Below are 24,252 nucleotides of genomic sequence, written 5' to 3' on the forward strand. Positions count from 1 at the left end.
TTCTTTTTCAGGGAACGCGGGATGCGGCCCTTCGTTCTATCGAGGATATCGCACAGGAGAGCAGCATGAACCGCTTCAAGAACAAGACCGTCGTCGTCACCGGCGCAGGCTCCGGCATCGGCGCGGCCGCCGCACGCAGGTTCGGCGAAGAGGGCGCGCATGTCGTGCTCGTGGGCCGCACCAAGGACAAGCTCGACGCAGTGGCAAAGGACATCGAGGGCGCTCTCGTGGTCGCCGCCGATGTCGGCACGGAGGATGGCGCGCGCGAAGTCACAGAACAGGCGGTCGAGGCATTCGGCGGCATCGACATCCTCGTCAACAACGCAGGCGTCGCCGAGCCCGGCCGGATGGGCGAGGTCGACCGGGAGGACTGGGACAAGACCATACGCATCAACCTCACCGGCGTATATCTCATGACCGAGGCAGCCTGGCCGCATCTGAAGAAAAGCGGCGGCAATGTCGTGATGACCTCGTCCGTCTCGGGCATGGGCGGCGACTGGGGCATGCTCGCCTACAACGCCTCGAAAGGCGGCGTTACGAATTTCGTGAAAGCGCTCGCGCTCGAGGCGGATCAAAGCGGCGTGCGGGTCAACGCGGTCGCACCCTCGGCCACGCAGACGGACATGGCTTCGGGCCTTCTCGAGAACGATACGCTCTACGGCAAGTTCAAGGAGCGCATCCCGCTTGGCCGCGCCGCCCATCCCGAAGAGGTCGGCGACGTCATCGCCTTTCTCGCGAGCCACGATGCGCGCTTCGTCAATGGCGTGATCCTTCCCGTGGATGGCGGTCTCTCGGCCTCCAACGGACAGCCGCCGCTCGGCTAAGGTGGGATTGACCTCGGCCTCCCTTGCGGGCTTTGTCGGCCCGGAAGGGAGTGCGCTATGACTGATTTCATGCGCGAGATGCGCGCAGGTGAGGAAGACGCGGTCGAGGCGCTGCTCCGCGCGGCATTTCCCGGGCCCGATGAGGCGAATCTCGTGCGCCACTTGCGAAAATCCGGTGCCATCGCCGGAGAGCAGGTCGTCACGGAGGGCGATCAGCTTTTGGGATACCTCGCACTGTCGCAGATGATCGCCCCGAAAGGATGGCTCTGCCTTGCGCCGGTCGCGGTCGCGCCGGATCGGCAGCGTCAGGGTATCGGGCGGCGCATGTGCCGCTTCCTCGCAGGCTGGGCAGAGGCGGCGGGACAGACGATCGTGGTCCTTGGCGAGCCGGGATTCTACCAGCGCTGTGGCTTTCGCATGGCCGAGGGACTGACCTCGCCCTTTCCGGTCGATCACACGCTGGTCGTCGGCCCGGCCAAGAGCAAGGAGTCCGCTCTGGTCTATCCCAAAGCGTTCGGCGCGTGACGCCTGTGCGCCTCTTTCTGCTCACCGCGCTCACTATGACCGCTTTCGCGGCGAATTCGGTGCTGAACCGGATGGCGCTGGCCGATTGGGGCATGGATGCCGCGCGTTTTGGCACGATCCGGCTCTGGGCTGGGGCGGTGACGCTGGTCGCATTGTCCTACGCCTTGCGCGGCGGAATGCGCTGGGGCGGGCGAGGCCGCGCGCTCGGTGTCATTTCGTTGCTCATCTACATCTACGGTTTCTCGGCGGCTTATCTTTCGCTCGATGCAGGGCTGGGCGCGTTGATCCTCTTCGGCTTCGTGCAGATCACCATGTTCGGCGGCGCGCTCCGGGGCGAGGAGCGACCGCCGGCGCGGCGCTGGGCGGGGGCCGCGCTCGCCTTTACCGGGCTCGCCTGGCTCCTCTGGCCGGGTTCGGGCGCGGAGGTGAGCTTGCCGCACGGCATGATGATGGCGGCGGCCGGCCTGGGTTGGGGGCTTTACTCGCTGGCTGGGCGCGGCGCGGGCGATCCGCTTGTCGGGACAGCCGCGAATTTCGCGCTGGCGGCGCCTCTCGGCCTGATCATCGGGGTCGCGTTCGGGGACGGGGGAAACCTCAGCGGTGCGGGCGTGGCGCTCGCGATTTTGTCGGGCGCGGTCACATCTGGCCTCGGCTACGCGCTCTGGTACAGCATCTTGCCGCGCCTCGCCGCGAGCGCCGCGGCCGTCGCGCAACTCACCGTGCCAATCATCGCGCTGGGCGGCGGCATGATCTTTCTCGGAGAAAGCGCGAGTCTGCATTTCGCGCTCGCAAGCCTTCTCGTCCTTGGCGGCGTCGCGGTCTCCGTTTTGCCGTTTCCGAAGCGAGGCTGAGCGCCTATGTCACGCCCATGCGCTTTGCCCTTGTCCTTCTCCTGACGCTCCTCGCCGCACCGGTGCGGGCCGATTGCGTGATCTTGCTGCACGGGCTCGCGCGGAGCGAGGCGTCGTTTCTGCCTCTGGCCGAGGTTCTCGAGCTTGAAGGCTATCGCATTGTCGCGCCGGGATATCCCTCGACCGAGAAACGGATCGAGACGCTGGTGCGGGACACGCTGCCTGCCGCCGTTCGGGAATGCGGCGACGAGACGCCGGTGCATGTTGTCACGCATTCGATGGGCGGCATCCTCGCGCGGGTCTGGCTGGCTGAAAACCCGCTGCCCGAGCTTGGTCGCGTGGTCATGCTCGCCCCGCCGAACCACGGCAGCGAGCTGGTCGATGAGCTGGGCGGGCTCGACGTGTTCGAGTGGCTCAATGGCCCGGCTGGCGAGGAGCTCGGCACAGGCCCCGAAGATCTGCCCGCGCAGCTGCCGCCGGTCGATTTCGAGCTGGGCGTCATCGCGGGCAATCGTTCGCTGAACCCGTTCTATTCGGCGCTTATTCCGGGTGCGGATGACGGTAAGGTGTCTGTCGCTTCGACGCGGGTGGACGGGATGACGGCGCATCTGACCCTGCCGCTCACCCACACCTTCATCATGCAAAGCCCCGAGGCGATGGCGCAGGTTCTGACGTTCCTGGAGACCGGGCATTTCGGGCCGGTCGGGCAATGGGCCGAGATCCTGCCACTTGACGAGCTGCCGTGTCTGATCGGGATCTGCCCGTGATCGCGCTGCGCTTGTCCGGGGCGGAGGTGCTGGGCCCGGAGGGTTGGGACGAGAGGGATGTCGCCTTCGCCCACGGCCGCTTTGATGCGGAAATCGATGCGCGCGTTGTCGATGCATCGGGCTTTCGCATCCTGCCAGGGATCGTGGACGCTCACGGCGACGGGTTCGAGCGCCATGTCGCCCCGCGCCGAGGTGCGCTCAGGGACACGCAAGGGGGCCTTTTCGCGACGGCGGCGGAGCTCGCCGCCAACGGCGTGACGACAGCCTATCTCGCCCAGTTCTGGTCCTGGGAAGGCGGTTTGCGCGGGCCGGTTTTCGCCGAAGAGGTCTTTGCCGCCTGGGCCGCAATGCGCGCCGATGTGCCCGTGGATCTGCGCGTGCAGCTTCGGCTCGAGACGCATCTTCTGGACGAATTCTCCCGCGCCGAGGCGGCGATCGCGACCTACGGAGTAGACTATCTCGTCTTCAACGATCATCTCGCACACGATCGGCTCGCCGAAGGACGCCAGCCCAAGCAGATGACGGGTCAGGCGCTCAAGAGCGGCCGCAGCCCGGAGGCGCATTTCGAGCTCCTGCTGGAGCTGCACCGGAACGGTCCGCGCGTGGACGCGGCGGTTTCGGATCTGGCGGAAAGGCTCCGCGCGCAGGGCGTGAGGCTCGGCTCGCATGACGATGGCGACGCGGAGACGCGGGCGCGGCTGCGCGGGCAGGGTCTGAGGATCGCCGAGTTTCCGGAGACGCTGGATGCCGCTGAGGAAGCGCGCCGTGGCGGCGATGGGATCGTCATGGGTGCGCCAAATGTCGTGCGCGGATCGAGCCACAAGCGAAACGTCGCAGCAATCGAGCTGATCGAAGCTGGGCTCTGCGACGCGCTCGCTTCAGATTACCACTATCCCGCGCCGCTCTCCGCGGTGCTGCGGCTGGTGGAGCGGGGCATCTGCGATTGGCCCGCCGCCTGGTCGCTGGTCTCGGACGGACCGGCGCGTCTGCTTGGCCTCTCGGACCGAGGCCGGATCGCGGAAGGCCTCCGCGCGGATTTCGTCGTGCTGGACGCAGACAACCGCGTTGCCGCGACCTTTGCAGGTGGGCAGGTCGCCTATCTTTCGGGGGCCTTCGCAGAGCGGCTTCTCAGCCTCTGACGATCCGGTTCACATGGCCCATCTTGCGGCCCGGCTTCACCTCCGACTTGCCGTAGAGGTGGAGCGCGACGTCGCGCTCCTGCGATAGCGCGGGAACGCGGTCCATGTCGGTGCCGATGAGGTTCTCCATCACGACGTCCGCATGGCGGACTCCATCGCCAAGTGGCCAGCCCGCAATGGCCCGGATATGCTGCTCGAACTGGTCGACCGCGCAGCCGTTCTGCGTCCAGTGGCCGGAATTGTGCACGCGCGGCGCGATCTCGTTCACGACAAGACCCTGCGCCGTAACGAAAAGCTCGACGCCCATCACGCCAACGTAATCGAGCGCATTCAGAATCCGCCCCGCGAGCAAGACCGCGTCCTGCCGGTGGGCGGGCGTGAGGCGAGCGGGCACGGTCGTCGTCCGCAGGATTCCCTGCTCGTGGACATTCTCGCCGGGATCGAAACAGGCGACCTCGCCGGTCGTGCCGCGCGCGGCGATGACAGAGACCTCGTGGCTGAACGCGACGAAGCCCTCGAGGATCGCGGGCGCGCCCTTCAGTTCCGCAAGCGCGGCCTCGGCATCTTCGGGGCGGCTGATACGTGCCTGCCCCTTGCCGTCATATCCGAAGCGCCGCGTCTTCAGGATTGCGGGGGCGCCGATCGTTTCGATCGCGGCGGAGAGCCCGGCCGCATCCGCGACATCGGCATAGGGCGCGACCGAGAGGCCGAGGCCCGACAGGAAATCCTTTTCGACCAGGCGATCCTGGCTGACCCGCAACGCCTCGCGGCCGGGCCGGATCGGGCGCATCTCGCCCAAGAGATCGAGCGCCTCGGTCGGCACGTTCTCGAACTCGTAGGTGATGACGTCCACGGCGTCGGCGAACGCCGTCAGTGCGGCGCGATCCTCGTAAGGAGCGGTCGTCACGCTTTGGGCAAGTTGCCCTGCTGGCGGCTCCGCGCCCGGCTCGAAAATATGTGTGCGAAAGCCGAGCCGTCCTGCCGCCACCGACAGCATCCGTCCGAGTTGGCCGCCGCCGAGAATGCCGATCGTCGCGCCTTGGGGAAGGGGGGTGGTCATGCGTTTCGCCCTTGGGTTCGAGAAATCGTCTCAGTCGCGCTCGGGCGCGTCCGGGATCGAGGCCGACAACGCCTCGCGCCAGGCATCGAGCCGTTCGGCGAGAGAGGCGTCCTCGTTGGCGAGGATCGCGGCGGCCATGAGCCCGGCATTCGCCGCGCCCGCCGCGCCGATCGCCATCGTCGCCACGGGGAAGCCGCGCGGCATCTGAACGATGGAATAGAGGCTGTCGACGCCCGACAGCGCGCGGGTCTGCACCGGCACACCGATCACCGGCACGCGGGTCTTGGAGGCCATCATTCCCGGCAGATGCGCTGCGCCGCCCGCGCCCGCGATGATCGCCTTGAGGCCCCGTCCGACTGCTTCCTTGCCATAGGACCAGAGCCGGTCGGGCGTGCGGTGGGCCGAGACGATGCGGACTTCGTGCGCGATGCCAAGCTCGTCCAGAATATCGGCGGCTTCCTTCATGGTCGGCCAGTCCGACTGGCTGCCCATGATGATCCCGACCCGTATCGCGCTACCCGTCATCGCTGATCCCTCATCCGTGCCCGAAGCGGGTTAGCGCCCCTTATCCGTCTACGCAATGATGTCGGGAAACAGACGGTCCTCGATATAGGCGATCATGTCCTTCAGCTGCAGCTTGCGCTTCTTCAGGCGCTGCAAGGTCAGCGCATCCGCCGTCCCGGTGCCCTGCAAGGCACGGATGGAATCGTCGAGGTCGCGATGCTCGCGTTTGAGCACCTCGAGTTCGACCTTCAGCACCTCGTCCGACTTCATGGAAATATCTGAAAAGGCGTTCATGTCCGACCCTGTCGCATCTCTGCACGTTGGACGATCAAAATACCGCTTTTGGAGGCCCGCGCATAGCCCCGGCATGCGCCGGAGGCTTGCAGCGCCGCGATCTGCCCCCCATATTTCCTCTCAGGATCGCCGGAACGGGATCTTGCCAGACGATCGCTTGCGAAGAGGATGCGTCGATGACGAAAATGACCTTGGGGAGCCATCCCCAACTTCTTGGGTTCGAGCAATTGGAGCGCCTGCTGGAACGCAGCGCCAAAAGCTCGGAGGGCTATCCCCCTTACAATATCGAGCGTACCGCAGAGGACGCGTACCGGATCACGCTCGCCGTAGCGGGATTTGCCGAAACGGACCTGTCGATCACCGTAGAGGACCGCCAACTGGTGATCCGAGGACGCCAGAGCGCGGAAGATGACGGCCGGGTGTACCTGCATCGCGGTATCGCCGCCCGCCAGTTCCAGCGCAGCTTCGTGCTGGCCGATGGTGTGGAAGTCGGCGAGGCGCGGCTCGAGAACGGTCTCTTGCATGTCGATCTGAGCGTCGCCCGACCGCAGAGCGTCGTGCAGACAATCCAGATAAAGAAGGGGTGAGAGCATGAATACCGAATTTGATTTTTCGAAGATCGATGAAGGCCGGACAGTATACGTCCGCTCCGTCGAGATCGCCGATCTGCCCGAAGATGTCCGCGAGCAGGTGTCCGGCAGCGGCACGATCTACGCGGTCCACCGCGCCGATGGTGAGCGCCTCGCGCTGGTCAAGGACCGCCACATGGCCTTCGTGCTCGCGCGTCAGAACGATTACGCGCCGGTGACCGTGCACTAATCGGATCAATCCGCCGATACGCAAAAGGCCGCGCAATTCGCGCGGCCTTTCTTGTTTGAGCGATGCTGTCGATCAGCCCGCGATCAGGCCCATGCTCTCGAGCTTCAGGATCACCTGGTGGGCGCAGTTGTCCACGTCCGTGCCTTCGGTCTCGACGCGCAGTTCGGGGTTCTGCGGCACGTCATAGGGGTCGGAGATCCCGGTGAATTCCTTGATCTTGCCTTCGCGCGCGAGCTTGTAGAGGCCCTTGCGGTCACGGCGCTCGCATTCCTCGAGCGATGTTGCGACATGCACCTCCACGAAGGCGCCGTATTGCTCGATCTCCTCGCGGACAGAGCGGCGCGTCGCGGCATAGGGCGCGATGGGGGCGCAGATGGCGATCCCGCCGTTCTTCGTGATCTCGCTCGCCACGTAGCCGATGCGGCGAATGTTGAGGTCGCGGTGCTCTTTCGAGAAGCCGAGCTCGGAGGAGAGGTTCTTCCGGACGATGTCGCCATCGAGAAGCGTGACCGGGCGGCCGCCCATCTCCATCAGCTTCACCATGAGCGCGTTGGCGATGGTCGACTTGCCCGAACCGGAGAAGCCGGTGAAGAACACCGTGAAGCCCTGCTGCGAGCGTGGCGGACGGGTCCGGCGCAGCTCGGCCACGACCTCGGGGAAGGAGAACCAGTCGGGCACTTCGAGACCTTCCTGGAGGCGGCGGCGCAGCTCGGTGCCCGAGATGTTCAGGATCGTGACTTGATCCTTGTCCTCGATCTCGTCGATGGCCTCGTATTGCGCGCGTTCCTGCACGAAGACCATGTGTTTGAAATCGACCATCTCGATGCCGATCTCGTCCTGATGCTCGCGGAAGAGATCCTGCGCCTCGTAGGGGCCGTAGAAATCCTCACCGGCGGAGTTCTTCCCGGGACCGGCATGGTCGCGACCGACGATGAAATGCGTGCAGCCGTGGTTCTTGCGGATGAGCCCGTGCCAGACCGCCTCGCGGGGGCCTGCCATCCGCATCGCGAGGTTCAGAAGGCTCATCGCCGTGGTGGAGCCCGGATACTTGTCCAGGACCGCCTCGTAGCAGCGCACGCGGGTGAAATGATCGACATCGCCCGGCTTCGTCATGCCGACGACCGGATGGATCAGCAGGTTCGCCTGCGCTTCCTTGGCGGCGCGGAAGGTCAGCTCCTGGTGGGCACGGTGCAAGGGATTGCGCGTCTGGAACGCGACGACCTTGCGCCAGCCGAGCTTGCGGAACCGCGCGCGAAGCTCGTTCGGCGTATCGCGGACGGCGCGGAAATCGTAATGCGTGGGCTGCTGGATGCCGGTGACGGGACCGCCGAGATAGACCTTTCCGGCGGTGTTGTGCAGGTAGTGGACCGCCGGATGCGCGTCGTCATCGGCGCCAAACACCTTCTCGGCCTCGCGCGACTTGTTGGGCACCCATTTGTCGGTGACGGTCATCGTGGCGAGGATAACGCCTTCCTGGTCGCGCAGGGCGATGTCCTGACCTTCCTCGATACTGTCGGCATAGGCTTCCGAGACGTCGAGCGTGATCGGCATCGGCCAGAGCGAGCCATCGGCGAGGCGCATGTTCTCGACCACGCTGTCGTAATCGGCCTCGCTCAGGAACCCCTTCAGCGGGGAGAACCCGCCGTTCATCAGAAGCTCGAGATCGCAGATCTGGCGCGGGGTCAGATCCCAGCCCGTCAGGTCGCCAGCCTCTACTTTCAGTTTCTGTGCGCTCTCGTAGGAGACGTAAAGCTCGGGCAGGGGGGCAAGATTGGGTAATTCAATGCTCATGGCGATCTCTGCTTTTTCAAATGTAGAGGCGGACGTGCCGCTAGGGCAGTTTTGCCGGCGGCATTAGCCTCGTGGTTCTACGCTGGCAAGTCGTCTGAGCCGCCCGCAACGGAAATGAGGCCGATTTGCTGCAGCGCGGCATCGGCGTGGAACGCCTTTCCCAATGAACCGAGCCTTTGCAGAACCGGCGTCCCGGTGCCTCGTTTGGAACCTGACTCCAAGAGGCGTGTTTTTCCTCCGCAACCAACGGAGGCGATCTTGAGCGACGAAAGCGATCTTGGAACGTTCACCGCAGCGCAACTCGGAGCGGCCTTCGAGGCAGGCGACGCCTCTCCGCTCGAAGCCACCCGCGCCGCGCTGGACCGTATCGAGCGGTTCAATCCCGCTGTGAATGCCTATGTGCATGTCGATGCCGAAGGTGCCGAGAAGGCGGCCCGCGCCTCCGCCCGCCGTTGGGGCAGGGGCGAGCAGTTGAGTCCTATCGACGGCGTCCCGGTCTCACTCAAGGATCTGACGGAAGTGGCGGGCATGCCTGCGCGCGAGGGCACTCTGCTGACCAGCGACGCACTGTGCGAGCGAGACGCCCCCCCGGCCGCGCGTCTGCGCGAAGCGGGGGCCGTCATCCTCGGCAAGACGAACACGCCGGAATACGGCTGGAAAGGCGTGACCGACAACCGCGTCTTCGGCGCGACGTTCAACCCGTGGGACACGCGGCTGACGCCCGGTGGCTCTTCGGGCGGTGCGGGCGCGGCGGCGGCGCTGAACATGGGATCGCTCCACCAGGGCGGCGACTCGGGCGGCTCGATCCGTATACCGGCCGCTTTTACCGGCACGTTCGGCTTCAAGCCGACCTTCGGCTGGACGCCGCAATGGCCCCCCGCGAAAGCGCCGAGTCTGTCCCATATCGGCCCGATGACCCGCACGGTCGAGGATGCCGTGCTCATGCTGAACGTGATCGGGCGCTACGATCATCGCGACCCTTATGCGGCGCGCGGCATGCCCGACGATTGGGGCGCGAGCCTTGGCGAAGGTCTGAAGGGTCTGCGGATTGCCTTCTCCGCCGATCTTGGCTGCGCGAACGTGCATCCGCAGATCGCCTCGCGGGTGCGGGAAGCCGCCCAGCAGCTCGAAGAGCTTGGGGCCGAGATTGAAGAGATCTCACCCGATATCGGCGACCCGATCGAGCCGTTCCAGAACATCTGGTTCACCGCGTCTCGCGACCTCTATCTCTCGCTGTCGAAGAACGACCGGCAGAAACTCGACACCGGTCTCGTGGACAACGCGATCCGGGCGGAGAACTGGACGGCGGTCGATCTCTTTCGCGGGCTGACGAAACGGGCCGAACTGACCCAGCAGCTCGAGAAGTTCAATCAGGACTATCACCTCCTGATGACGCCCTCGGTCGCGATCCCGCCTTTCGAGGCGAACCACGATGTGCCGCCGGGCTCCGAGATGACGGATTGGACGGAATGGTCCCCCTTTACCTACCCGTTCAATCTTAGCCAGCAGCCTGCCGCATCGATCCCCTGCGGGTTCACCAGCGACGGCCTGCCGGTCGGCTTCCAACTCGCCGGCGGCAAGCATGACGATCTGCGCGTCTTGCGCGCATCCCACGCCTACATGAGCGCGCATCCCGCGCGGTTCCCCTCGGTGCCGGACCCCTCCGGCACCACGGTCTGACGAAGGAGGCACCCGACCATGATCATCCGTCACAAGAGCGACGCCGAAAAAACGGCCGTCGATGAGGACAAGTTCATCTCCAAGCGCTACACGCTGCGCAAGGACGGGATGGGGCACTCGGTCCACGAGACCTACATCAAGCCCGGTCAACACCTGCATATGTGGTACAAGAATCACAAGGAAACCGTCATCTGCACCGAAGGCAGCGGCCAGATCCAGGATCTGACCGAAGGCGGCACCTGGGATCTCGAGCCCGGCGTCCTCTACGCCCTCGACAAGCACCAGAAACACATCCTGTCGAGCGAGGAGGGCATGACCGTCCTCTGCGTCTTCAGCCCGTCACTGGTCGGACCCGAGGATCACGACGAGGAGGGAAGTTACCCTCTATATGAAGACGACGGCACCATCGTGAAGCACTAGGCTCATCGACTATCCCCAACGAAAAGGCCGCCTTGAGAGGCGGCCTTTCTCGTGTCGTCTTATTCTGCGGCGCTTTCAACCGGCGCACCGTAGCCCAAGGGCTCGGTCTCGTCCTTGCCGCTGTCGAGATCCTGCTCGGAGAGCCAGCGCTCGGCTTCGAGCGCGGCCATGCAGCCCATCCCAGCACTCGTGACCGCCTGACGATACTTGTGATCGGTCAGATCGCCCGCCGCGAAGATGCCGGGGATCGATGTCTCGGTGCTGTCGGGCTTCGTCACCACGTAGCCGCCCATATGCGTCTCGAGCCGGTCCTTCACCAACTCGTTGGCAGGGGCGTGGCCGATGGCGATGAAGACGCCTTTCGCGGGGATCTCGGTGATCTCGCCGGTCTCGACATGGCGGACGCGGACGCCTTCTACGCCGAGTGGGTTCTCGGTGCCGGTCACCTCGTCGAGAGCGTGGTTCCACAGCATCTCGATCTTGGGATTCTTGAAGAGCCGGTCCTGAAGGACCTTCTCGGCACGCAGCTCGTCCCTGCGGTGCACCAGCGTGACCTTCGACGCGAAATTCGTCAGGAAGAGCGCTTCCTCGACCGCCGTGTTGCCGCCGCCGATGACGACGATCTCCTGCCCCCGGTAGAAAAATCCGTCGCAGGTCGCGCAGGCGGAGACGCCGAAGCCCTTGAACTTCTCCTCGGACGGCAGCCCGAGCCACTTGGCACGCGCGCCGGTCGCAAGGATGATGGAATCGGCCACGTATTCGGTGCCGCTGTCGCTCTTGGCAATGAAGGGGCGGCTGTCGAAATCGATCTCGGTAATGATGTCGCCGATGATCTCGGTGCCCATCGCCTTGGCATGGGCTTCCATCCGCACCATGAGGTCGGGGCCCTGCACTTCGGTATCGCCCGGCCAGTTCTCGACATCGGTCGTCGTCGTGAGCTGCCCGCCCGGCTCGATCCCCTGAACGAGGATCGGATCGAGCATGGCGCGGCTGGCATAGACGCCCGCCGTGTAGCCCGCAGGGCCGGAGCCGATAATGAGAACCTTGGTGCGCTTCGTCTCGGACATGGGGGAACGTCCTCCGGCTGGTCTGGTTGCCTTCTCGTGGGGCCGCATATACGCATGCCGATGGCGCGGCGCAAACCCCAGAAACGCAGGGTTCACCTCAGCGCATGGCACACACCTCCATCGTATTGTGACCAGACGCAGAAATAATATTGCGGCCTCGCGACATATTATTGCGTAGCTCGCCATTGCTGCTATATCATCTGCAAATTCGCACCTCGGGAGACACTTCATGGCCAGCCATCGGCTCGACCCTATCGACAGAAAGATCCTGTCGGAATTACAGGCGGATGGCCGCATGACGAATGTCGAACTGGCCAAGCGCGTCGGCATCTCCGCACCGCCCTGCCTGCGCCGGGTGCGCGCGCTGGAGGAGCAAGGCTTCATCCGCGGGTATCATGCCGACGTGGATCCGCGCTCGCTCGGCTTCGAAGTCCAGGTGTTCGCGATGGTCGGTCTGCAAAGCCAGGCGGAGGCGGATCTGTCCGCTTTCGAAGCGCGCTGCCGGGGCTGGCCGCTCGTGCGGGAATGTCACATGCTGAACGGCGAGGTGGATTTCATCCTCAAATGCGTCTCGCCCGACTTGTCGACCTTCCAGAGCTTCCTGACCGGAGAGTTGCTCACCGCACCGAATGTCGGCAGCGTCAAAACCTCGCTCGTCATTCGTGATGCCAAGGGCGAGCCCGGCGTGCCGTTCGAGGTGCTCGAAGAGCGGCTGTCGCGAACGGCTTAATGCCCGGCGAGGCGCAGCACTGCCTCGCGCGAGGTGCGTGGGCAAGACAGCTCGCCGAAATCCTCGATCGCCGACAGGTTCGGGAATAGCGACAGGAACGTCTCCATCAGCGCCGGACCGAGCTCGCGCCGCAGACCGGGGCCGGGATGGTAGCTCTCGATCTCGAAATCGCCGATGCGGAGCGACTTATGCTCTCTCAGGGCGACGTGGTACATCTGAACCGAGCCGCCGGGCTGGACCGGAATGACCCGATCGCCATCCGCATAATCGGCCAGCGGAACGAAGACGCTGTCATGGCCGATCGTTTCCCGGAACTTGTCGCGGCGGACACGGAATCGCGCGGCCGGGCCGAAGACCATGTCGGGGCCGTGCTGATCCGGACCGAACGCGCCGCCGGTCACGCGGTAGAGCGTCGTCAGGATGCTTTCGCTGTCCTCGACGCGGGGAACGTAGGTGGTCGATCCGATCCAGAGGACGGGCTCGGCCCCGTCGGAGGTCTCCACGTAGTCGCCGGGCAGAAGATCCTCGACCGCGACCGGGCCGGAGGGGGTCTGAAGAAGCGTGCCGCGGGCGAACCCCGCGGCGGTTTCCTCGAAGATCGGATGCGCCGGGGCGGTGCGCGTGACGTGCTGAACGGAAAGATCCGGAAGGAGGGCGGCGGCCTCATATCTACGCATGAGAGAAACTGCGCGGCGAGGCCGCCCGACCGGACGAGCAAACGACTCTTGCGAGACGCGAAGCGGACGCGGCGTGCCGGCGTTGTACATTGGTGCCTGAAGGCTGGCCATGTGATCACCCCTAAGGTTGGTCACATCCGTGCTGGCCCCCACCAACAACGACGAACGGACATTGCGACTGCGTTCACCGACAAATAAGGCGCAACCGCTTCGTTTCGTCAAAAAAAGAAACGGATTGGCGGCGAGGTGCCGGCCAATCCGAGTTCACGAGGGAGGATTGTTCTCGGGAGGGCGCGTAAGCCCGCCACATTTCGCGGCAAGCTTGCGCCGAATCGGGGTCAGGCGCGCTTGAGGACCGGAGCCTTTTCGCTACGGCGCGCGATGGCGGCCGCGCGCGTTGCGCCGCGCTGCCAGGGAAGCGGGGTGTCCATCTTCTCTGCGGATTTGAGGATGGACTGGATGAAGCGGCGTTGCGGTTTCATAGGCTCTGTTCCTTGGTCTTTGTTTTGCTCGACAGGTCATCGCCTGTCCCTTGAGAGCAAGATGCCGCCGGATTGGGGCGGGCTTTTGACCAGAGCGGGACAATTTACGGAATGTCGCCTGATTGTTCGCGAATTGGCCGAGCTGCGAATTGACCACGAAATCAGGGAAATTCTTGCCGCATGGTCGGGACTGTTTCCGTAAATGCGGCGGAAACCGGGCGTTCAAAGGCGGATCGTGGAGATAAGCCGCCCGTAATCGGCTTCCTTGGCATGAGTGGTCCTGCGATAGGAGAAGAACCGCTCAGGATCGTTGTAGGTGCAATGCCGGGTCCATTCGGCAGACACGCCCGCCTCGCGCAGCCGCATCAGGCCAAAGCCCGGCAGGTCGAACAGCATGCGGTCGCCCTCGCCATTGGCGAAAAAGCGCAAGTAGCGCGGGTCTTCCGCCTCGAAATCCTCAAGAAAATCCGGCCCGACCTCATAAGCGCGCTGGCTGATCGACGGGCCGATCACCGCGCGGATCGCGCCGCGGTCGGCGCCGAGTTTCACCATCGCCTCGACCGTCGCCTCGAGCACGCCCGCGAGCGCTCCGCGCCATCCGGCATGAGCCGCGCCGATTACGCCGGCCTCGGGGTCGGCGAAAAGCACCGGCTGGCAATCGGCCGTCAGGATACCAAGGGCCAGACCTGGCTCGCGCGTCACCATCGCATCCGCGCGGGGGCGCTGCTGCGCTGTCTCGCGCGTCACGACGGTCACTTCCGCAGAATGGATCTGGTGGACGGTGACAAGCTCTTCGGGGGCAACCTGCATCGCATCGGCGACGCGCGCGCGGTTGATCCGTACCATCTCGGATTGATCGGAGGAGCCGGTGCCGCAGTTCAGCCCTTGAAAAACGCCCGAGGACGCCCCGCCGCGCCGCGTGAAGAAACCGTGCCGCAGCGGCGACAGCGCCTGCGACGTGATGATTTCGAGCGTCATGTCACCAATCCCGGCGGCAAGGCGGCTCCCTCAGGCACAAGTCCCATCACCTTGAAGAGAGAGCCCATTTCATCTGGGTGGGTCAACCGGCGATGCGCGGAAATATGTGTCTCGAGCGCGTCGCCCGAAAGCCGGGTTGCCAGCGCCTGTGCGCGTGCCGTGATGCCGAGCGTCTCGAGAAAGACGCCTTGCGTCGTGACGGGCGAAGCATGTGCCGGGGCCGCTGCGCGGCAGAGCGCGCCGAAATCCACATGCGCGGTAAGGTCGGCCGTGCCCGGCGCGTCCAGGGGCGAGACCTTTTCATGCGCGCGGAGCGCCTGGAACGTATCCCCGAGGCTCGCCTCGGAGCCATAATCCACGATCAGCGCGGCGCCGCCCTGTGCCGCGATCCGGTCGCCCAGAACCTCGGCAACGCCCTGCGCCGCGTGGCTGACCTCCACGAGATCTCCGTCGGATGTATCCTCGAGGCGGTGTGACAGGTCCGGGCGCGGTGCGCGGTCGGCAAGCCCGAAGGTCAGCGCACCGTCCGAAAGTCCGATCACCCGCTCACGCCAGCCAGCGCCGTCGCGCAGAAATTGCCGGACGGGCAAAGCGTCGAAGAATTCGTTGGCGATGACGAAGAGCGGACGATCCTCCGGAAGCGCGTCGACGCTGTCCACCCAGACTGGCGCGTGCGCCGCAAGCGTCTCCGCCTGTGCTGCGCGCAAGGCCGGGGAGGCTTCGACCAGCGTGACACGGACCGCGTCGTGAAAGCCGGGCATCCGGGCCGTTGCGCGCAGGGCATCGGCCATCAACGTGCCGCGCCCGGGGCCGAGTTCGACGAGCGCTGCGTTCGCGGGCGCGCCCTGGTCCGCCCAGGCCTGGGCCAGTGCAAGCCCGATGAGTTCCCCGAACATCTGGCTGATCTCGGGCGCGGTGATGAAATCGCCCGCCTGTCCCAGCGGATCGCGTGTGGAGTAATAGCCGTGCTCGGGGTGATGCAGGCAAAGCGTCATGTATTCCGCGACCGACATCGGACCTTCGGCCGCGATGCGGCTCTGGATGATCTCGGAAAGGCTCACGGTCGCCGGGCTCGGAGGATCAGGAAGAGACCGAGCGCGAGCATCGGCAAGCACAGGATCTGGCCCATCGTCAGCCCGTAGCCACCGACATGCCAGGCGAGGCCCAGCGGATTGCCTTCGCTCACGAATTGCGCGTCGGGTTGGCGGACAAATTCGACGAGGAAACGGGCAAGCCCGTAGCCCGCGACGAAAATGCCCGCAGCCATTCCGGGCCGCTTGAGAAGGCCGCGCCGAAAGGCGAGCCAAAGCAGCAGCGCGCCGAGAACCAGACCTTCGAGCGCCGCCTCGTAGAGCTGGGAGGGATGCCGCGCGCAAACCTCGCCTATCGCCTGTCCGCAGGCCTGCGCCATCTCGCCGGGGAAAACGACGCCCCAGGGCAGATCGGTCGGGCGGCCCCACAGCTCGGCATTGATGAAGTTGGCGAGCCGACCCAGCAAGAGCCCCGGCGGTGTCGCGACCGCGAGCATGTCGGCCGTGGTCAGGACCGGCGCGCGGTTGCGCCAACAAAAGAGGGCCATCGCGATGATGACGCCCAGAAGTCCGCCATGGAAGGCCATTCCGCCCTGCCAAACCGCCAATATCTGCGCCGGATTCGCGAGGTAATAGCCTGGCTGATAAAACAGCACGAAGCCGAGCCGGCCGCCGAGGATTACGCCAAGGATGATCCAGGTCAGAAGCTCCTCGACCTGCTCCGCGCTCATCGGCGGCGTTTCGGCGCGCCAGAGGACCGGGCGGCGCACCAGCGCCACGGCGATCCGCCAGCCGATCAGGATGCCCGCGATATAGGCAAGCGCATACCAGCGCAGCGCGAATTCGATGCCCGCCACCGAGATGGAGAAGAGCTCGGGCGAGATGTTCGGGAAGGGAAGGGCACCGGTCATGATCGGTGAGAGGCCATGCGGACGCGCCAGAGTCAACCTTGAGACGCGGGCCATGACGGACCATATAGAAACCAACCAATCAGGAGACAGACATGCAGACGCGCAACAAGGTATTCGACGATCTGAGCCAGCTCATGACGAACGCGATGGGCGTGGCGCAGGGCGCCAAGACCGAGGCCGAAACCGCGATGAAATCCATGCTCGACCGCTGGCTTGCGGATCGCGATTTCGTCACCCGCGAGGAATTCGACGCCGTCCGTGCAATGGCGCAGAAAGCGCGCGAAGAGAACGAAGCGCTGAAGGCGCGGATCGACGCGCTCGAGAAGGGCTGAAGCGCAGCGGGCGTCAGCCGTGCGCGCTGGCGCATTCGAGGCACTCGGTCGTTGTGGGCATCGCGTTGAGGCGCGCGGCCTCGATGGGGTCTCCGCATTCGCGGCAGATCCCGTAAATGCCGAGGCGGATGCGTTCGAGCGCGGCATCGATGGCGGCCAGCTCGCGCATCCCGATCGCGCCGAGCCGCTCGGCGACTCCGTGAGTCTCGCGCTCTGTGACCGCGTCGTTGAAATCGGCACTGACGGGCTGGTCAAGCTCTGCTTCGATCCGTGTCTCGCGCTCGAGAATCTCGTCGCGCCAGGCGAGCAGCCTCTCTTCATCCCTCGTCCGGTCGGGTATGGTTCCGTCTTTCATCGCTTTTCCTCCGAGTCACTCCGTTCACACGCTGGCGCATAGGCCGGCGATCTGCCTTGATGAATGTCAAATGCCTGCGCGAACACGACGGAACCGGGGCCGTTCAAGCGCTGTTCAGCCTCGAAGGGGAACCATGAGCGAAGCACACACATACGAGCCAAGCGAGCATCCGGTCGGCGAAATCGTCGACCGTCTCGACGAGCTGGCCGGGGCATCCTGCGTATCGCTGGCCGATGTCATCGACGCGTTCGGCTCGCGCTCGTTCCTGCCGGTGATGATGGTGCCCGCCTTGCTCGTCGTCTCGCCGCTCTCCGGTATCCCGTTTTTCTCATCGGCCTGCGGGCTGACCATTGCCTTCATCGCCGCGCAGATGGTCATCAGCCGCAAGCAACTGTGGCTGCCTGAATTCTTGACCAAGCGTCAGGTCGAGGGTGCGCGTGCGAGGCAGGCGGTTGCCAAGCTCAGAACTGTCGCCGGATGGCTCGACAAGCACGCCAAGAATCGGATCGGCCCCTTCGTGACCGCTCCGGCGCGCAAATGGGTGCAGATCATGTGCATGCTCTGCGGCGCCGCGATGCCATTCCTCGAGATCGTGCCGTTCTCGTCCTCGATCCTTGGCGCGGCGGTGCTGTTCCTGTCCACAGCACTTCTCGCCCGCGACGGGCTGTTCGTGATTTTCGGCCTGGCGACACTCAGCACGGCCATCATCGTGCCGCTAATTGTCTTCGACGTCATCTGACGTTCGGCGCGATCGCAGGGAAAATGAGAGGAAGTCAGTGGTGAGCCGTGCAGGATTCGAACCTGCGACCCACTGATTAAAAGTCAGTTGCTCTACCAACTGAGCTAACGGCCCACTGGCGCGCTATCTAGAAAGAGCGCCGGAGAGGGTCAACCCATAAATTCCTGAAAACGAAAGAGCCTGGTCGCCCCCTCTGGAAAGGGGCGGGCGAGGCGCGTATATGCGCGCCCATGACGGACGCGCAGAACGATCTCAGTTTCATCAAGATGCACGGGCTCGGCAATGACTTTGTCGTGCTCGACGGACGTGTGCGCGAGACGCAGGTCACGCCCGCCCTCGCGCAGGCTCTTGGCGACCGGCACCGGGGAGTGGGCTTCGACCAGCTCGCGCTCATCGAGGCGCGGGGCGAGGGCGATGCCCATCTGACCTTCTACAATGCCGATGGCTCGACCTCGGCTGCCTGCGGGAACGCAACCCGTTGCATCGCGGAGATGCTGCTGACCGAGACCGGGAAGGACAGCCTGACCCTCACGACCGATCGTGGATCCTTGCCGGTGACGCGCGCGCCCTCGGGCGCGGTGTCGGTCAATATGGGGCCGCCGCAGACCGAGTGGTCCGACGTGCCGCTCGCCGAGGAAATGGACACGCTCGAGCTGCCCATCGAGGGTGCTCCGACGGCCACGGGCATGGGCAACCCGCATTGCACGTTCTTCGTGGCCGATGCCGACGCGGTGCCGCTGGAGGTCTTCGGGCCGCGCTACGAGCATCACCCGCTCTACCCCGAACGCACCAACGTGCAGGTGGCAACGGTAACGGGTGAGAATCGCATCCGTATGCGCGTCTGGGAACGGGGCGTCGGCGTGACGCTGGCCTCCGGCTCATCCTCTTGCGCGACGGCGGTGGCTGCGGCGCGACGGGGCCTGACGGGGCGCAAGGTCACGGTCGAGCTTGATGGCGGAGCGCTCGAGATCGACTGGCGCGAGGACGGGGTCTGGATGACCGGACCGACGGCGCGGGTCTTCGACGGCGTCCTCACGCCGGACTGGCTGGCGGGGCTCGCATCATGAGCGCCGCGCCCAAATTCACGACGCTCGGCTGCCGCCTCAACGCCTACGAGACCGAGGCGATGAAGCGCATGGCCGAAGAGGCGGGGCTTTCGGGAGCCGTTGTCGTCAATACCTGCGCCGTGACCTCAGAAGCGGTTCGGAAGGCGCGGCAGGAGATCCGCCGCCTTCGCCGCGAGAACCCGGACGCCCGCGTGATCGTGACCGGCTGCGCCGCGCAGACCGAGCCCGAAACTTTCGCCGCGATGGACGAGGTCGACCAGGTCATCGGCAATTCCGAGAAGATGACCCCCGACGTCTGGCGCGACATGGCCGCCGATTTCGTCGGTCAGACCGAGCGCGTCCGCGTCAACGACATCATGTCGGTCACCGAAACCGCCGAACATCTGATCGACGGCTTCGGCACGCGCAGCCGCGCCTATGTTCAGGTCCAGAACGGCTGCGATCACCGCTGCACGTTTTGCATCATTCCCTACGGACGGGGCAATTCGCGCTCCGTGCCGGCAGGCGTCGTCGTCGACCAGATCAAGCGGCTCGTGGACGAGGGCTTCAACGAGATCGTTCTGACAGGGGTCGATCTGACCTCCTGGGGCGCGGATCTGCCCGCGCAGCCGAAGCTTGGCGATCTCGTCATGCGGATCCTGAAGCTGGTGCCCGATCTGCCGCGCCTTCGCATCTCCTCCATCGATTCGATCGAGGTGGACGAGAACCTGATGCAGGCGATCGCGACCGAGACGCGCCTCATGCCGCATCTGCACCTGTCCCTGCAGCACGGGGACGATCTCATTCTGAAGCGCATGAAGCGCCGGCACTTGCGCGACGACGCGATCCGTTTCGCCGAAGAGGCGCGCCGCCTCCGGCCCGACATGACCTTCGGGGCCGATATTATCGCGGGCTTTCCCACGGAGACCGAAGCGCAGTTCGACAATTCGCTCCGGCTCGTGGAGGACTGCGCGCTTACCTGGCTGCACGTCTTCCCCTATTCCCCGCGCCCCGGAACGCCTGCCGCGCGGATGCCGCAAGTCGACGGCCGCGCGATCAAGGAGCGTGCGGCTCGTCTGCGCGAGGCGGGGCGCATTGCGGTTTCGCGGCATCTCGACGGCGCGACGGGCAGGGCGCACCGCATTCTGATGGAAGCGCCCGATATGGGCCGGACCGAGCAATTCACCGAAGTGCGGTTCGCGACGCCGCGCTCCGAGGGCGCGCTTGTGACCGCGACGCCTGCGCGCCATGACGGGCAGGTTCTGCACGTCTGAGCGCGATCGCGTCACGCTGCGGCGAAAGGGGGTCTGATTGCTTGCGGGCGCCCCCGCCTTCCGGCATCACTCCGGGATGAAACTTCGCCACCAAGCGCTTCTCGTCCATCTTCTGACAGCGACGGGCTCTGTCTTTGCCATGCTGGCGCTTCTCGCGGCGGCGATGGGCGACTGGGCGGTCATGTATCTCTGGCTGGTCGTGGCCTTCGCGGTGGACGGCGTCGACGGCCCGCTCGCCCGGCGCTACCAGGTGCGGGTGAACGCGGCGCGGTTCGACGGGGTGCTTCTGGACCTCATCATCGACTACCTGACCTACGTGTTCATCCCGGCCTTCGCCCTCTTTCAGTCGGGGCTGCTGCCGGGCTGGACCGGATGGTATTCGATCATCGTCATCACCTATGCCTCCGCGATGTATTTCGCGGATACGCGCATGAAGACGGACGATTATTCCTTCGAAGGCTTCCCGGGCTGCTGGAACATGCTCGTCCTCGTCTTTTTCGCGGTCGAGCCGCCGATCTGGGTGATGGTCGCACTGATCGCGGCGCTGGCGGTGGCGATGTTCCTGCCGCTCAAGTTCGTGCACCCGGTTCGGACCGCGCGCTGGCGGTGGCTGACCCTTCCGATCGCGCTGGTCTGGACCATCGCGGCAGGCTGGGCCGCCTGGGTCGAGTTTCACCCCGAGACCTGGGCCACGTGGATCCTGATCCCGAGCTCGATCTACCTCCTGAGCGTCGGTATCGTGCAGCAGCTCTGGCCCGCCAAGGCGGGCTGAGCGCTTACGCCTTCAGCCGGTAGCCGCGCCGGAACATCACCCACGCCACCGCGCAGATCGCGATCGTCGCGACGAGCGCGATGAAGAAGCCGAGCAGCGGGTCGCTGTCCGACACCCCGATCATGCCCCAGCGCGCCCCGTCGATCAGGTAGAAGATCGGGTTGAAATGGGTGATCTCGTTGAGCACCGGCGGCAGCGCCTCGACCGAGTAGAAGGTGCCCGACAGGAAGGCGAGCGGCGTGACGACGAAGTTGGTGATCGCGGCCATCTGGTCGAATTTCTCGGCGTAGATCGCGGCGACGATGCCGAGACCGGACAGGAAGGTGCCACCAAGCACGACGAAGACCAGCATCACCAGCGGATGCTCGGGCCAGAGGCCGAGGACGAGCCCGAAGGCGAGCGTGATGACCACGGCGACGATGAGCCCGCGTGCGATCCCGCCGGCAAGATAGCCGATCACCATCTCCGCGCCCGAGAGGGGCGGCATCAGAGTGTCGACGATGTTGCCCTGGACCTTGGCCACGACGATCGAGGACGAGGTATTGGCAAATGCGTTCTGGATCACGGTCATCATCAGGATGCCGGGCGCGATGAAGGTGGTGAAGGGCAGGCCCATCACCTCGCCGCGGCGCGGTCCGATCGCGATGGTGAAGATCACCATGAACAGGCCCGCCGTCACCAAGGGTGCGAGCAGGGTCTGGGTCCAGACATTGACGAAGCGCAGCACTTCGCGTTCGGCGAGCGTGTAGAGGCCCATCCAGTTGACGCGGCCGAAACGACGGTCGCCCTGGGCGTGGGGAAGGGTATCGGACATGGGGTCTCCGGGTTGTATCTGCCGCTGCGATACATAAAATAGAAGGCGAAGACGAGATGTCAGGCGGCTCTCTTTCCGGGGCCGCTTTATTCATTGAGGGTAGACAATGTCCTGGACCGACGAGCGCGTCGAACTTCTGAAGAAAATGTGGGGCGAGGGCCAGTCGGCCAGCCAGATCGCCAAGGAGCTTGGCGGTGTGACGCGCAACGCGGTGATCGGCAAGGTGCATCGCCTGGGCCTGTCCAATCGCACCGGCGGTGAGGCGGCCGAGGCCGCGCCCAAGGCGGAGCCCGCGCCCGAGCCCAAGGCGAAAGCGAAGCGCGCAGAGCCCAAGGCCAAGCCCTCCGAGCCGAAAAACGACGCGCCGACCGCCGAGGCACCGGCCGAGGAGACGCAGATCACCGCGCCCGCTCAGCCGCAGCGGCCCAAGATCATTCCGGCCGGCCAGCCCCTGCCGCCCCAGCCCTCGGCCAACGAGATCAGCCCCGAAGCCCTCGCCAAGGTCTCGGCCATCGAGAAGAAGGCCAAGCGCCTGACGCTGATGGAGCTCACCGAACGGACCTGCAAATGGCCCGTGGGCGACCCCGCGACCGAGGATTTCTGGTTCTGCGGCCTGCCCGTGCAACAGGGCAAGCCCTATTGCGAAGCGCATGTCGGCGTGGCGTTCCAGCCCATGTCCTCCCGCCGCGACCGGCGTCGCTAGGGGCGGAACGGCTCTGGATTCCGGGGCGTGCTGGCCTCAATCCTTCCGCCCGACGATGCCCGCCACCGCCGCCGCCGCGATGGCGGTGATGAGCCAGCCCGAGAGCTGCGTCAGCCAGCCGGTCGCGAAGCCGAGCGTTCCCCAGATACCCCGCACCGGCGAGGGCGCCCAGGCCGCCTCTTGTCCCAGAGCATCGAGCGGGATGAAGAGGTCGAGCGCGTAGAGTGGGGCGTTGAAGGTGGTGTAGTCCTGGGCGGCTTCGCTATCCGTCCACGCCCGAAGCGTGTTCACCGATGTGTCGAGGTCGCCATCGGGCATCAGCGCGACATGGCGCGTCCAAGCCTCGGAGGTCAGCACGACATCCGAGGTTGGGGCCATCTGCCCGGCCTCCCAGACCTGCGCGTAGAGCGCCCAGTTCAGCGCGAGGATGCCCAGCACAGCGAACAAGGCGCGTCCCGGCCGGTGGCCGTATCCGAACATCACGCCGAAAAGCCAATCGAACGGGCGTTTGACGAGGGCGAGCGCTGCTTCGACATCGGCGGCAAGACTGCCATCGACCGCGGCCATCCTCCTGTTGAACGTTGCATCCAGCACGCGTCGGTCGCGCGCCTCAAGAACCCGCGCCGCCCCCAGCGCCATGCCCTGCTCACGCAGCACCTTCGCAAGCTGCGTGTAGGGCTGAGGGTCGCAAAATCTGCCGAAATCGGTGGGGCGGTAGGGCATGGGGGTGCCTTATCTCTGACCGTCGATTGTGACCGCTTCGTCGCGCAGCGCCGGAAGGATGGGGTTTTCCCGCTTCGTGGCGAGCCATCCCAAACGCGCGCCGATGGAAAGAGTGCCGGTCAGCCGGTCATAGCGAAACCCGTTCAGAATGAGCGGATCGGCACCTTTCCAGACCTCCGCATCATCATGGAGTCGCCCGACATGCGCGTCGGTCAGATTAAGCGGGCCGGTAAGGCTTTTGAGGTCGTGCATAAGAAACGGGCCCCGGACAGTCAGCGCCTCGGCAACTATGCCGCCCTCGAAGCGTCCGCCGTTCATGCGCAGTCCCCCTTGAACCGTTCCGCGCGCGAGATCTACGGAACCCTTGGCCTCAAAGTCATCTCGCAGGTAAAGATCGGCTCCGATGGTGATGGCGTTCATGTCGAGCGCGGGGCCGCCCTGTCCGTCGAACTTACCTTTAGTGCAAGCAACCTGACCGGTAATCCGGGCTCTCGTGAGGTCTACCGGCCCCTTGGCCTCAAAGTCGTCTCGCAGGAAAAGGTCCGCTCCGATGGTGATGCCATTCATATTAAGCGCTGGGCCGCCCTGTCCGTCGAACTTGCCGCCACGACAACTCACCTGTCCAGTGATCCGGGCCCCCGTGAGGTTCACCAGTCCCTTGGCCTCAAAGTCACCCCGCAGGAAAAGGCCGGCTCCGATGGTGATGGCGTCCATGTCGAGCGCGGGATCGCCCTGTCCGTTGAACTTGCCGCCGTCGCAAGCCACCTGACCGGAAATCCGGGCCCCCCTGAGGTCGACCAGCCCTTTGGCTTCGAAGTCGCCCCGAAGAAAAAGGCCGGCTCCGATGGTGATGCCATTCATCTTGAGCGCGGGACCGCCTTGACCGTCGAACTTACCTCCATCGCAAGCAACCTGATCTCCAACACACGCGCCAAGTAAGTCAA

At 65.2% G+C, this 24,252-nt stretch carries 30 protein-coding genes and 1 tRNA gene; 16 read left to right on the forward strand and 15 right to left on the reverse strand.

What is annotated here, in order from left to right:
- Positions 1-65 precede the first annotated feature (65 nt).
- Genes FIU91_RS04430 through FIU91_RS04450 form a run of 5 tightly spaced genes read left to right on the forward strand, consistent with a single transcriptional unit; the run spans position 66 to position 4,106 of the window.
- Entirely contained in the window at positions 66-824 is a 759-nt protein-coding gene (locus FIU91_RS04430) for an SDR family NAD(P)-dependent oxidoreductase (RefSeq protein ID WP_152461599.1), read from the forward strand.
- Between the two features lie 57 nt (positions 825-881).
- Positions 882-1,349 (forward strand): GNAT family N-acetyltransferase, encoded by a 468-nt coding sequence (locus tag FIU91_RS04435; protein ID WP_152461600.1) that lies wholly within the window; start codon positions 882-884, stop codon positions 1,347-1,349.
- A 5-nt stretch (positions 1,350-1,354) separates the two neighbouring features.
- Positions 1,355-2,200 carry a DMT family transporter gene (locus FIU91_RS04440; protein ID WP_152463647.1) on the forward strand — a complete coding sequence of 282 codons (846 nt, stop codon included), beginning with the start codon at positions 1,355-1,357 and terminating at the stop codon, positions 2,198-2,200.
- Between the two features lie 17 nt (positions 2,201-2,217).
- The gene (locus FIU91_RS04445; protein WP_152461601.1) at positions 2,218-2,967 is read left to right on the forward strand and encodes a triacylglycerol lipase; all 750 of its coding nucleotides are present in this window, start codon (positions 2,218-2,220) and stop codon (positions 2,965-2,967) included.
- Positions 2,943-4,106 (forward strand): alpha-D-ribose 1-methylphosphonate 5-triphosphate diphosphatase, encoded by a 1,164-nt coding sequence (locus tag FIU91_RS04450; RefSeq protein WP_254702045.1) that lies wholly within the window; start codon positions 2,943-2,945, stop codon positions 4,104-4,106. Before FIU91_RS04445 ends, FIU91_RS04450 begins: the two co-directional genes overlap by 25 nt.
- Here FIU91_RS04450 and FIU91_RS04455 read toward each other — a convergent pair.
- From FIU91_RS04455 to FIU91_RS04465, 3 genes are read right to left on the reverse strand one after another with little or no spacing between them, the layout of a single operon-like run.
- Positions 4,096-5,166, reverse strand: coding sequence for a 5-(carboxyamino)imidazole ribonucleotide synthase (locus tag FIU91_RS04455; RefSeq protein ID WP_152461602.1), 1,071 nt, complete (start codon positions 5,164-5,166; stop codon positions 4,096-4,098). The genes FIU91_RS04450 and FIU91_RS04455 overlap by 11 nt on opposite strands.
- A gap of 30 nt (positions 5,167-5,196) precedes the next feature.
- Positions 5,197-5,691 (reverse strand): 5-(carboxyamino)imidazole ribonucleotide mutase, encoded by a 495-nt coding sequence (gene purE / locus FIU91_RS04460; RefSeq protein WP_152461603.1) that lies wholly within the window; start codon positions 5,689-5,691, stop codon positions 5,197-5,199.
- A gap of 48 nt (positions 5,692-5,739) precedes the next feature.
- Positions 5,740-5,964 (reverse strand): YdcH family protein, encoded by a 225-nt coding sequence (locus tag FIU91_RS04465; protein ID WP_093010472.1) that lies wholly within the window; start codon positions 5,962-5,964, stop codon positions 5,740-5,742.
- Positions 5,965-6,140: 176 nt separating this feature from the next.
- Between FIU91_RS04465 and FIU91_RS04470 the strand changes: the two genes are divergently transcribed.
- Together FIU91_RS04470 and FIU91_RS04475 are read left to right on the forward strand one after the other, a co-directional pair.
- Positions 6,141-6,551: an Hsp20 family protein gene (locus FIU91_RS04470; protein WP_152461604.1), complete on the forward strand. Its 411-nt coding sequence runs from the start codon at positions 6,141-6,143 to the stop codon at positions 6,549-6,551.
- Between the two features lie 4 nt (positions 6,552-6,555).
- Positions 6,556-6,783: a DUF1150 family protein gene (locus FIU91_RS04475; protein ID WP_093010468.1), complete on the forward strand. Its 228-nt coding sequence runs from the start codon at positions 6,556-6,558 to the stop codon at positions 6,781-6,783.
- A gap of 72 nt (positions 6,784-6,855) precedes the next feature.
- Here FIU91_RS04475 and FIU91_RS04480 read toward each other — a convergent pair whose 3' ends face one another.
- On the reverse strand, positions 6,856-8,574 hold the full coding sequence (locus FIU91_RS04480; RefSeq protein ID WP_152461605.1) for a bifunctional sulfate adenylyltransferase/adenylylsulfate kinase: 1,719 nt from the start codon (positions 8,572-8,574) through the stop codon (positions 6,856-6,858).
- Between the two features lie 258 nt (positions 8,575-8,832).
- On the opposite strand from FIU91_RS04480, the gene FIU91_RS04485 reads away from it, so the two are divergent.
- Both FIU91_RS04485 and FIU91_RS04490 read left to right on the forward strand, forming a co-directional pair.
- Positions 8,833-10,254, forward strand: coding sequence for an amidase (locus tag FIU91_RS04485; RefSeq protein WP_216651625.1), 1,422 nt, complete (start codon positions 8,833-8,835; stop codon positions 10,252-10,254).
- Positions 10,255-10,272: 18 nt separating this feature from the next.
- Positions 10,273-10,674, forward strand: a complete 402-nt coding sequence (locus FIU91_RS04490; protein WP_152461607.1) for an ectoine synthase — start codon at positions 10,273-10,275, stop codon at positions 10,672-10,674.
- Between the two features lie 59 nt (positions 10,675-10,733).
- Here FIU91_RS04490 and trxB read toward each other — a convergent pair whose 3' ends face one another.
- On the reverse strand, positions 10,734-11,741 hold the full coding sequence (gene trxB / locus FIU91_RS04495) for a thioredoxin-disulfide reductase (protein WP_152461608.1): 1,008 nt from the start codon (positions 11,739-11,741) through the stop codon (positions 10,734-10,736).
- Positions 11,742-11,970: 229 nt separating this feature from the next.
- Here trxB and FIU91_RS04500 point away from each other — a divergent pair, with 229 nt between their 5' ends.
- Positions 11,971-12,471, forward strand: coding sequence for an Lrp/AsnC family transcriptional regulator (locus tag FIU91_RS04500; protein ID WP_152461609.1), 501 nt, complete (start codon positions 11,971-11,973; stop codon positions 12,469-12,471).
- On the opposite strand, the gene FIU91_RS04505 is transcribed toward FIU91_RS04500, so the two are convergent.
- The 5 genes from FIU91_RS04505 to lgt form a co-directional block, all read right to left on the reverse strand.
- Positions 12,468-13,148 carry a Hint domain-containing protein gene (locus FIU91_RS04505; protein ID WP_152461610.1) on the reverse strand — a complete coding sequence of 227 codons (681 nt, stop codon included), beginning with the start codon at positions 13,146-13,148 and terminating at the stop codon, positions 12,468-12,470. The genes FIU91_RS04500 and FIU91_RS04505 overlap by 4 nt on opposite strands.
- 338 nt (positions 13,149-13,486) lie before the next feature.
- Positions 13,487-13,630 carry a hypothetical protein gene (locus FIU91_RS19345; RefSeq protein ID WP_172974939.1) on the reverse strand — a complete coding sequence of 48 codons (144 nt, stop codon included), beginning with the start codon at positions 13,628-13,630 and terminating at the stop codon, positions 13,487-13,489.
- A 222-nt stretch (positions 13,631-13,852) separates the two neighbouring features.
- A complete protein-coding gene (gene pgeF / locus FIU91_RS04510) occupies positions 13,853-14,608 on the reverse strand; it encodes a peptidoglycan editing factor PgeF (RefSeq protein WP_152461611.1) in 756 nt (251 codons plus the stop codon).
- On the reverse strand, positions 14,605-15,669 hold the full coding sequence (locus FIU91_RS04515) for a class I SAM-dependent methyltransferase (RefSeq protein ID WP_152461612.1): 1,065 nt from the start codon (positions 15,667-15,669) through the stop codon (positions 14,605-14,607). Before FIU91_RS04515 ends, pgeF begins: the two co-directional genes overlap by 4 nt.
- Positions 15,666-16,550 carry a prolipoprotein diacylglyceryl transferase gene (gene lgt, locus FIU91_RS04520; protein ID WP_152461613.1) on the reverse strand — a complete coding sequence of 295 codons (885 nt, stop codon included), beginning with the start codon at positions 16,548-16,550 and terminating at the stop codon, positions 15,666-15,668. Before lgt ends, FIU91_RS04515 begins: the two co-directional genes overlap by 4 nt.
- 92 nt (positions 16,551-16,642) lie before the next feature.
- Between lgt and FIU91_RS04525 the strand changes: the two genes are divergently transcribed.
- Complete coding sequence (locus FIU91_RS04525; protein WP_093010451.1) at positions 16,643-16,882, forward strand: accessory factor UbiK family protein; 240 nt, start codon at positions 16,643-16,645, stop codon at positions 16,880-16,882.
- A gap of 13 nt (positions 16,883-16,895) precedes the next feature.
- On the opposite strand, the gene FIU91_RS19625 is transcribed toward FIU91_RS04525, so the two are convergent.
- Positions 16,896-17,237 carry a TraR/DksA family transcriptional regulator gene (locus FIU91_RS19625; RefSeq protein WP_152461614.1) on the reverse strand — a complete coding sequence of 114 codons (342 nt, stop codon included), beginning with the start codon at positions 17,235-17,237 and terminating at the stop codon, positions 16,896-16,898.
- 133 nt (positions 17,238-17,370) lie between these two features.
- Between FIU91_RS19625 and FIU91_RS04535 the strand changes: the two genes are divergently transcribed.
- Positions 17,371-17,976, forward strand: coding sequence for an exopolysaccharide biosynthesis protein (locus FIU91_RS04535; protein ID WP_152461615.1), 606 nt, complete (start codon positions 17,371-17,373; stop codon positions 17,974-17,976).
- A 38-nt stretch (positions 17,977-18,014) separates the two neighbouring features.
- On the opposite strand, the gene FIU91_RS04540 is transcribed toward FIU91_RS04535, so the two are convergent.
- Positions 18,015-18,090: transfer RNA gene (locus tag FIU91_RS04540), tRNA-Lys, on the reverse strand.
- 116 nt (positions 18,091-18,206) lie between these two features.
- Between FIU91_RS04540 and dapF the strand changes: the two genes are divergently transcribed.
- The 3 genes from dapF (at position 18,207) to FIU91_RS04555 (ending at position 21,068) form a co-directional block, all read left to right on the forward strand.
- Positions 18,207-19,043 (forward strand): diaminopimelate epimerase, encoded by an 837-nt coding sequence (gene dapF, locus FIU91_RS04545; protein ID WP_152461616.1) that lies wholly within the window; start codon positions 18,207-18,209, stop codon positions 19,041-19,043.
- The gene (mtaB, locus tag FIU91_RS04550) at positions 19,040-20,296 is read left to right on the forward strand and encodes a tRNA (N(6)-L-threonylcarbamoyladenosine(37)-C(2))-methylthiotransferase MtaB (protein WP_152461617.1); all 1,257 of its coding nucleotides are present in this window, start codon (positions 19,040-19,042) and stop codon (positions 20,294-20,296) included. The genes dapF and mtaB overlap by 4 nt, the downstream gene beginning before the upstream one ends.
- Positions 20,297-20,372: 76 nt before the next feature.
- Entirely contained in the window at positions 20,373-21,068 is a 696-nt protein-coding gene (locus FIU91_RS04555; RefSeq protein WP_152461618.1) for a phosphatidylcholine/phosphatidylserine synthase, read from the forward strand.
- A 4-nt stretch (positions 21,069-21,072) separates the two neighbouring features.
- Here the strand turns inward: FIU91_RS04555 and FIU91_RS04560 are convergent, their stop codons facing one another.
- On the reverse strand, positions 21,073-21,882 hold the full coding sequence (locus FIU91_RS04560) for an ABC transporter permease (RefSeq protein WP_093010439.1): 810 nt from the start codon (positions 21,880-21,882) through the stop codon (positions 21,073-21,075).
- A 106-nt stretch (positions 21,883-21,988) separates the two neighbouring features.
- On the opposite strand from FIU91_RS04560, the gene FIU91_RS04565 reads away from it, so the two are divergent.
- The gene (locus tag FIU91_RS04565) at positions 21,989-22,585 is read left to right on the forward strand and encodes a GcrA family cell cycle regulator (protein WP_093010437.1); all 597 of its coding nucleotides are present in this window, start codon (positions 21,989-21,991) and stop codon (positions 22,583-22,585) included.
- Positions 22,586-22,621: 36 nt separating this feature from the next.
- On the opposite strand, the gene FIU91_RS04570 is transcribed toward FIU91_RS04565, so the two are convergent.
- Both FIU91_RS04570 and FIU91_RS04575 read right to left on the reverse strand, forming a co-directional pair.
- The gene (locus FIU91_RS04570; protein ID WP_152461619.1) at positions 22,622-23,308 is read right to left on the reverse strand and encodes a hypothetical protein; all 687 of its coding nucleotides are present in this window, start codon (positions 23,306-23,308) and stop codon (positions 22,622-22,624) included.
- A 9-nt stretch (positions 23,309-23,317) separates the two neighbouring features.
- Entirely contained in the window at positions 23,318-24,169 is an 852-nt protein-coding gene (locus FIU91_RS04575; protein ID WP_152461620.1) for a hypothetical protein, read from the reverse strand.
- Positions 24,170-24,252: the final 83 nt, after the last annotated feature.

This window comes from Roseivivax sp. THAF30, assembly GCF_009363575.1.
Lineage (GTDB): Bacteria > Pseudomonadota > Alphaproteobacteria > Rhodobacterales > Rhodobacteraceae > Roseivivax > Roseivivax halotolerans.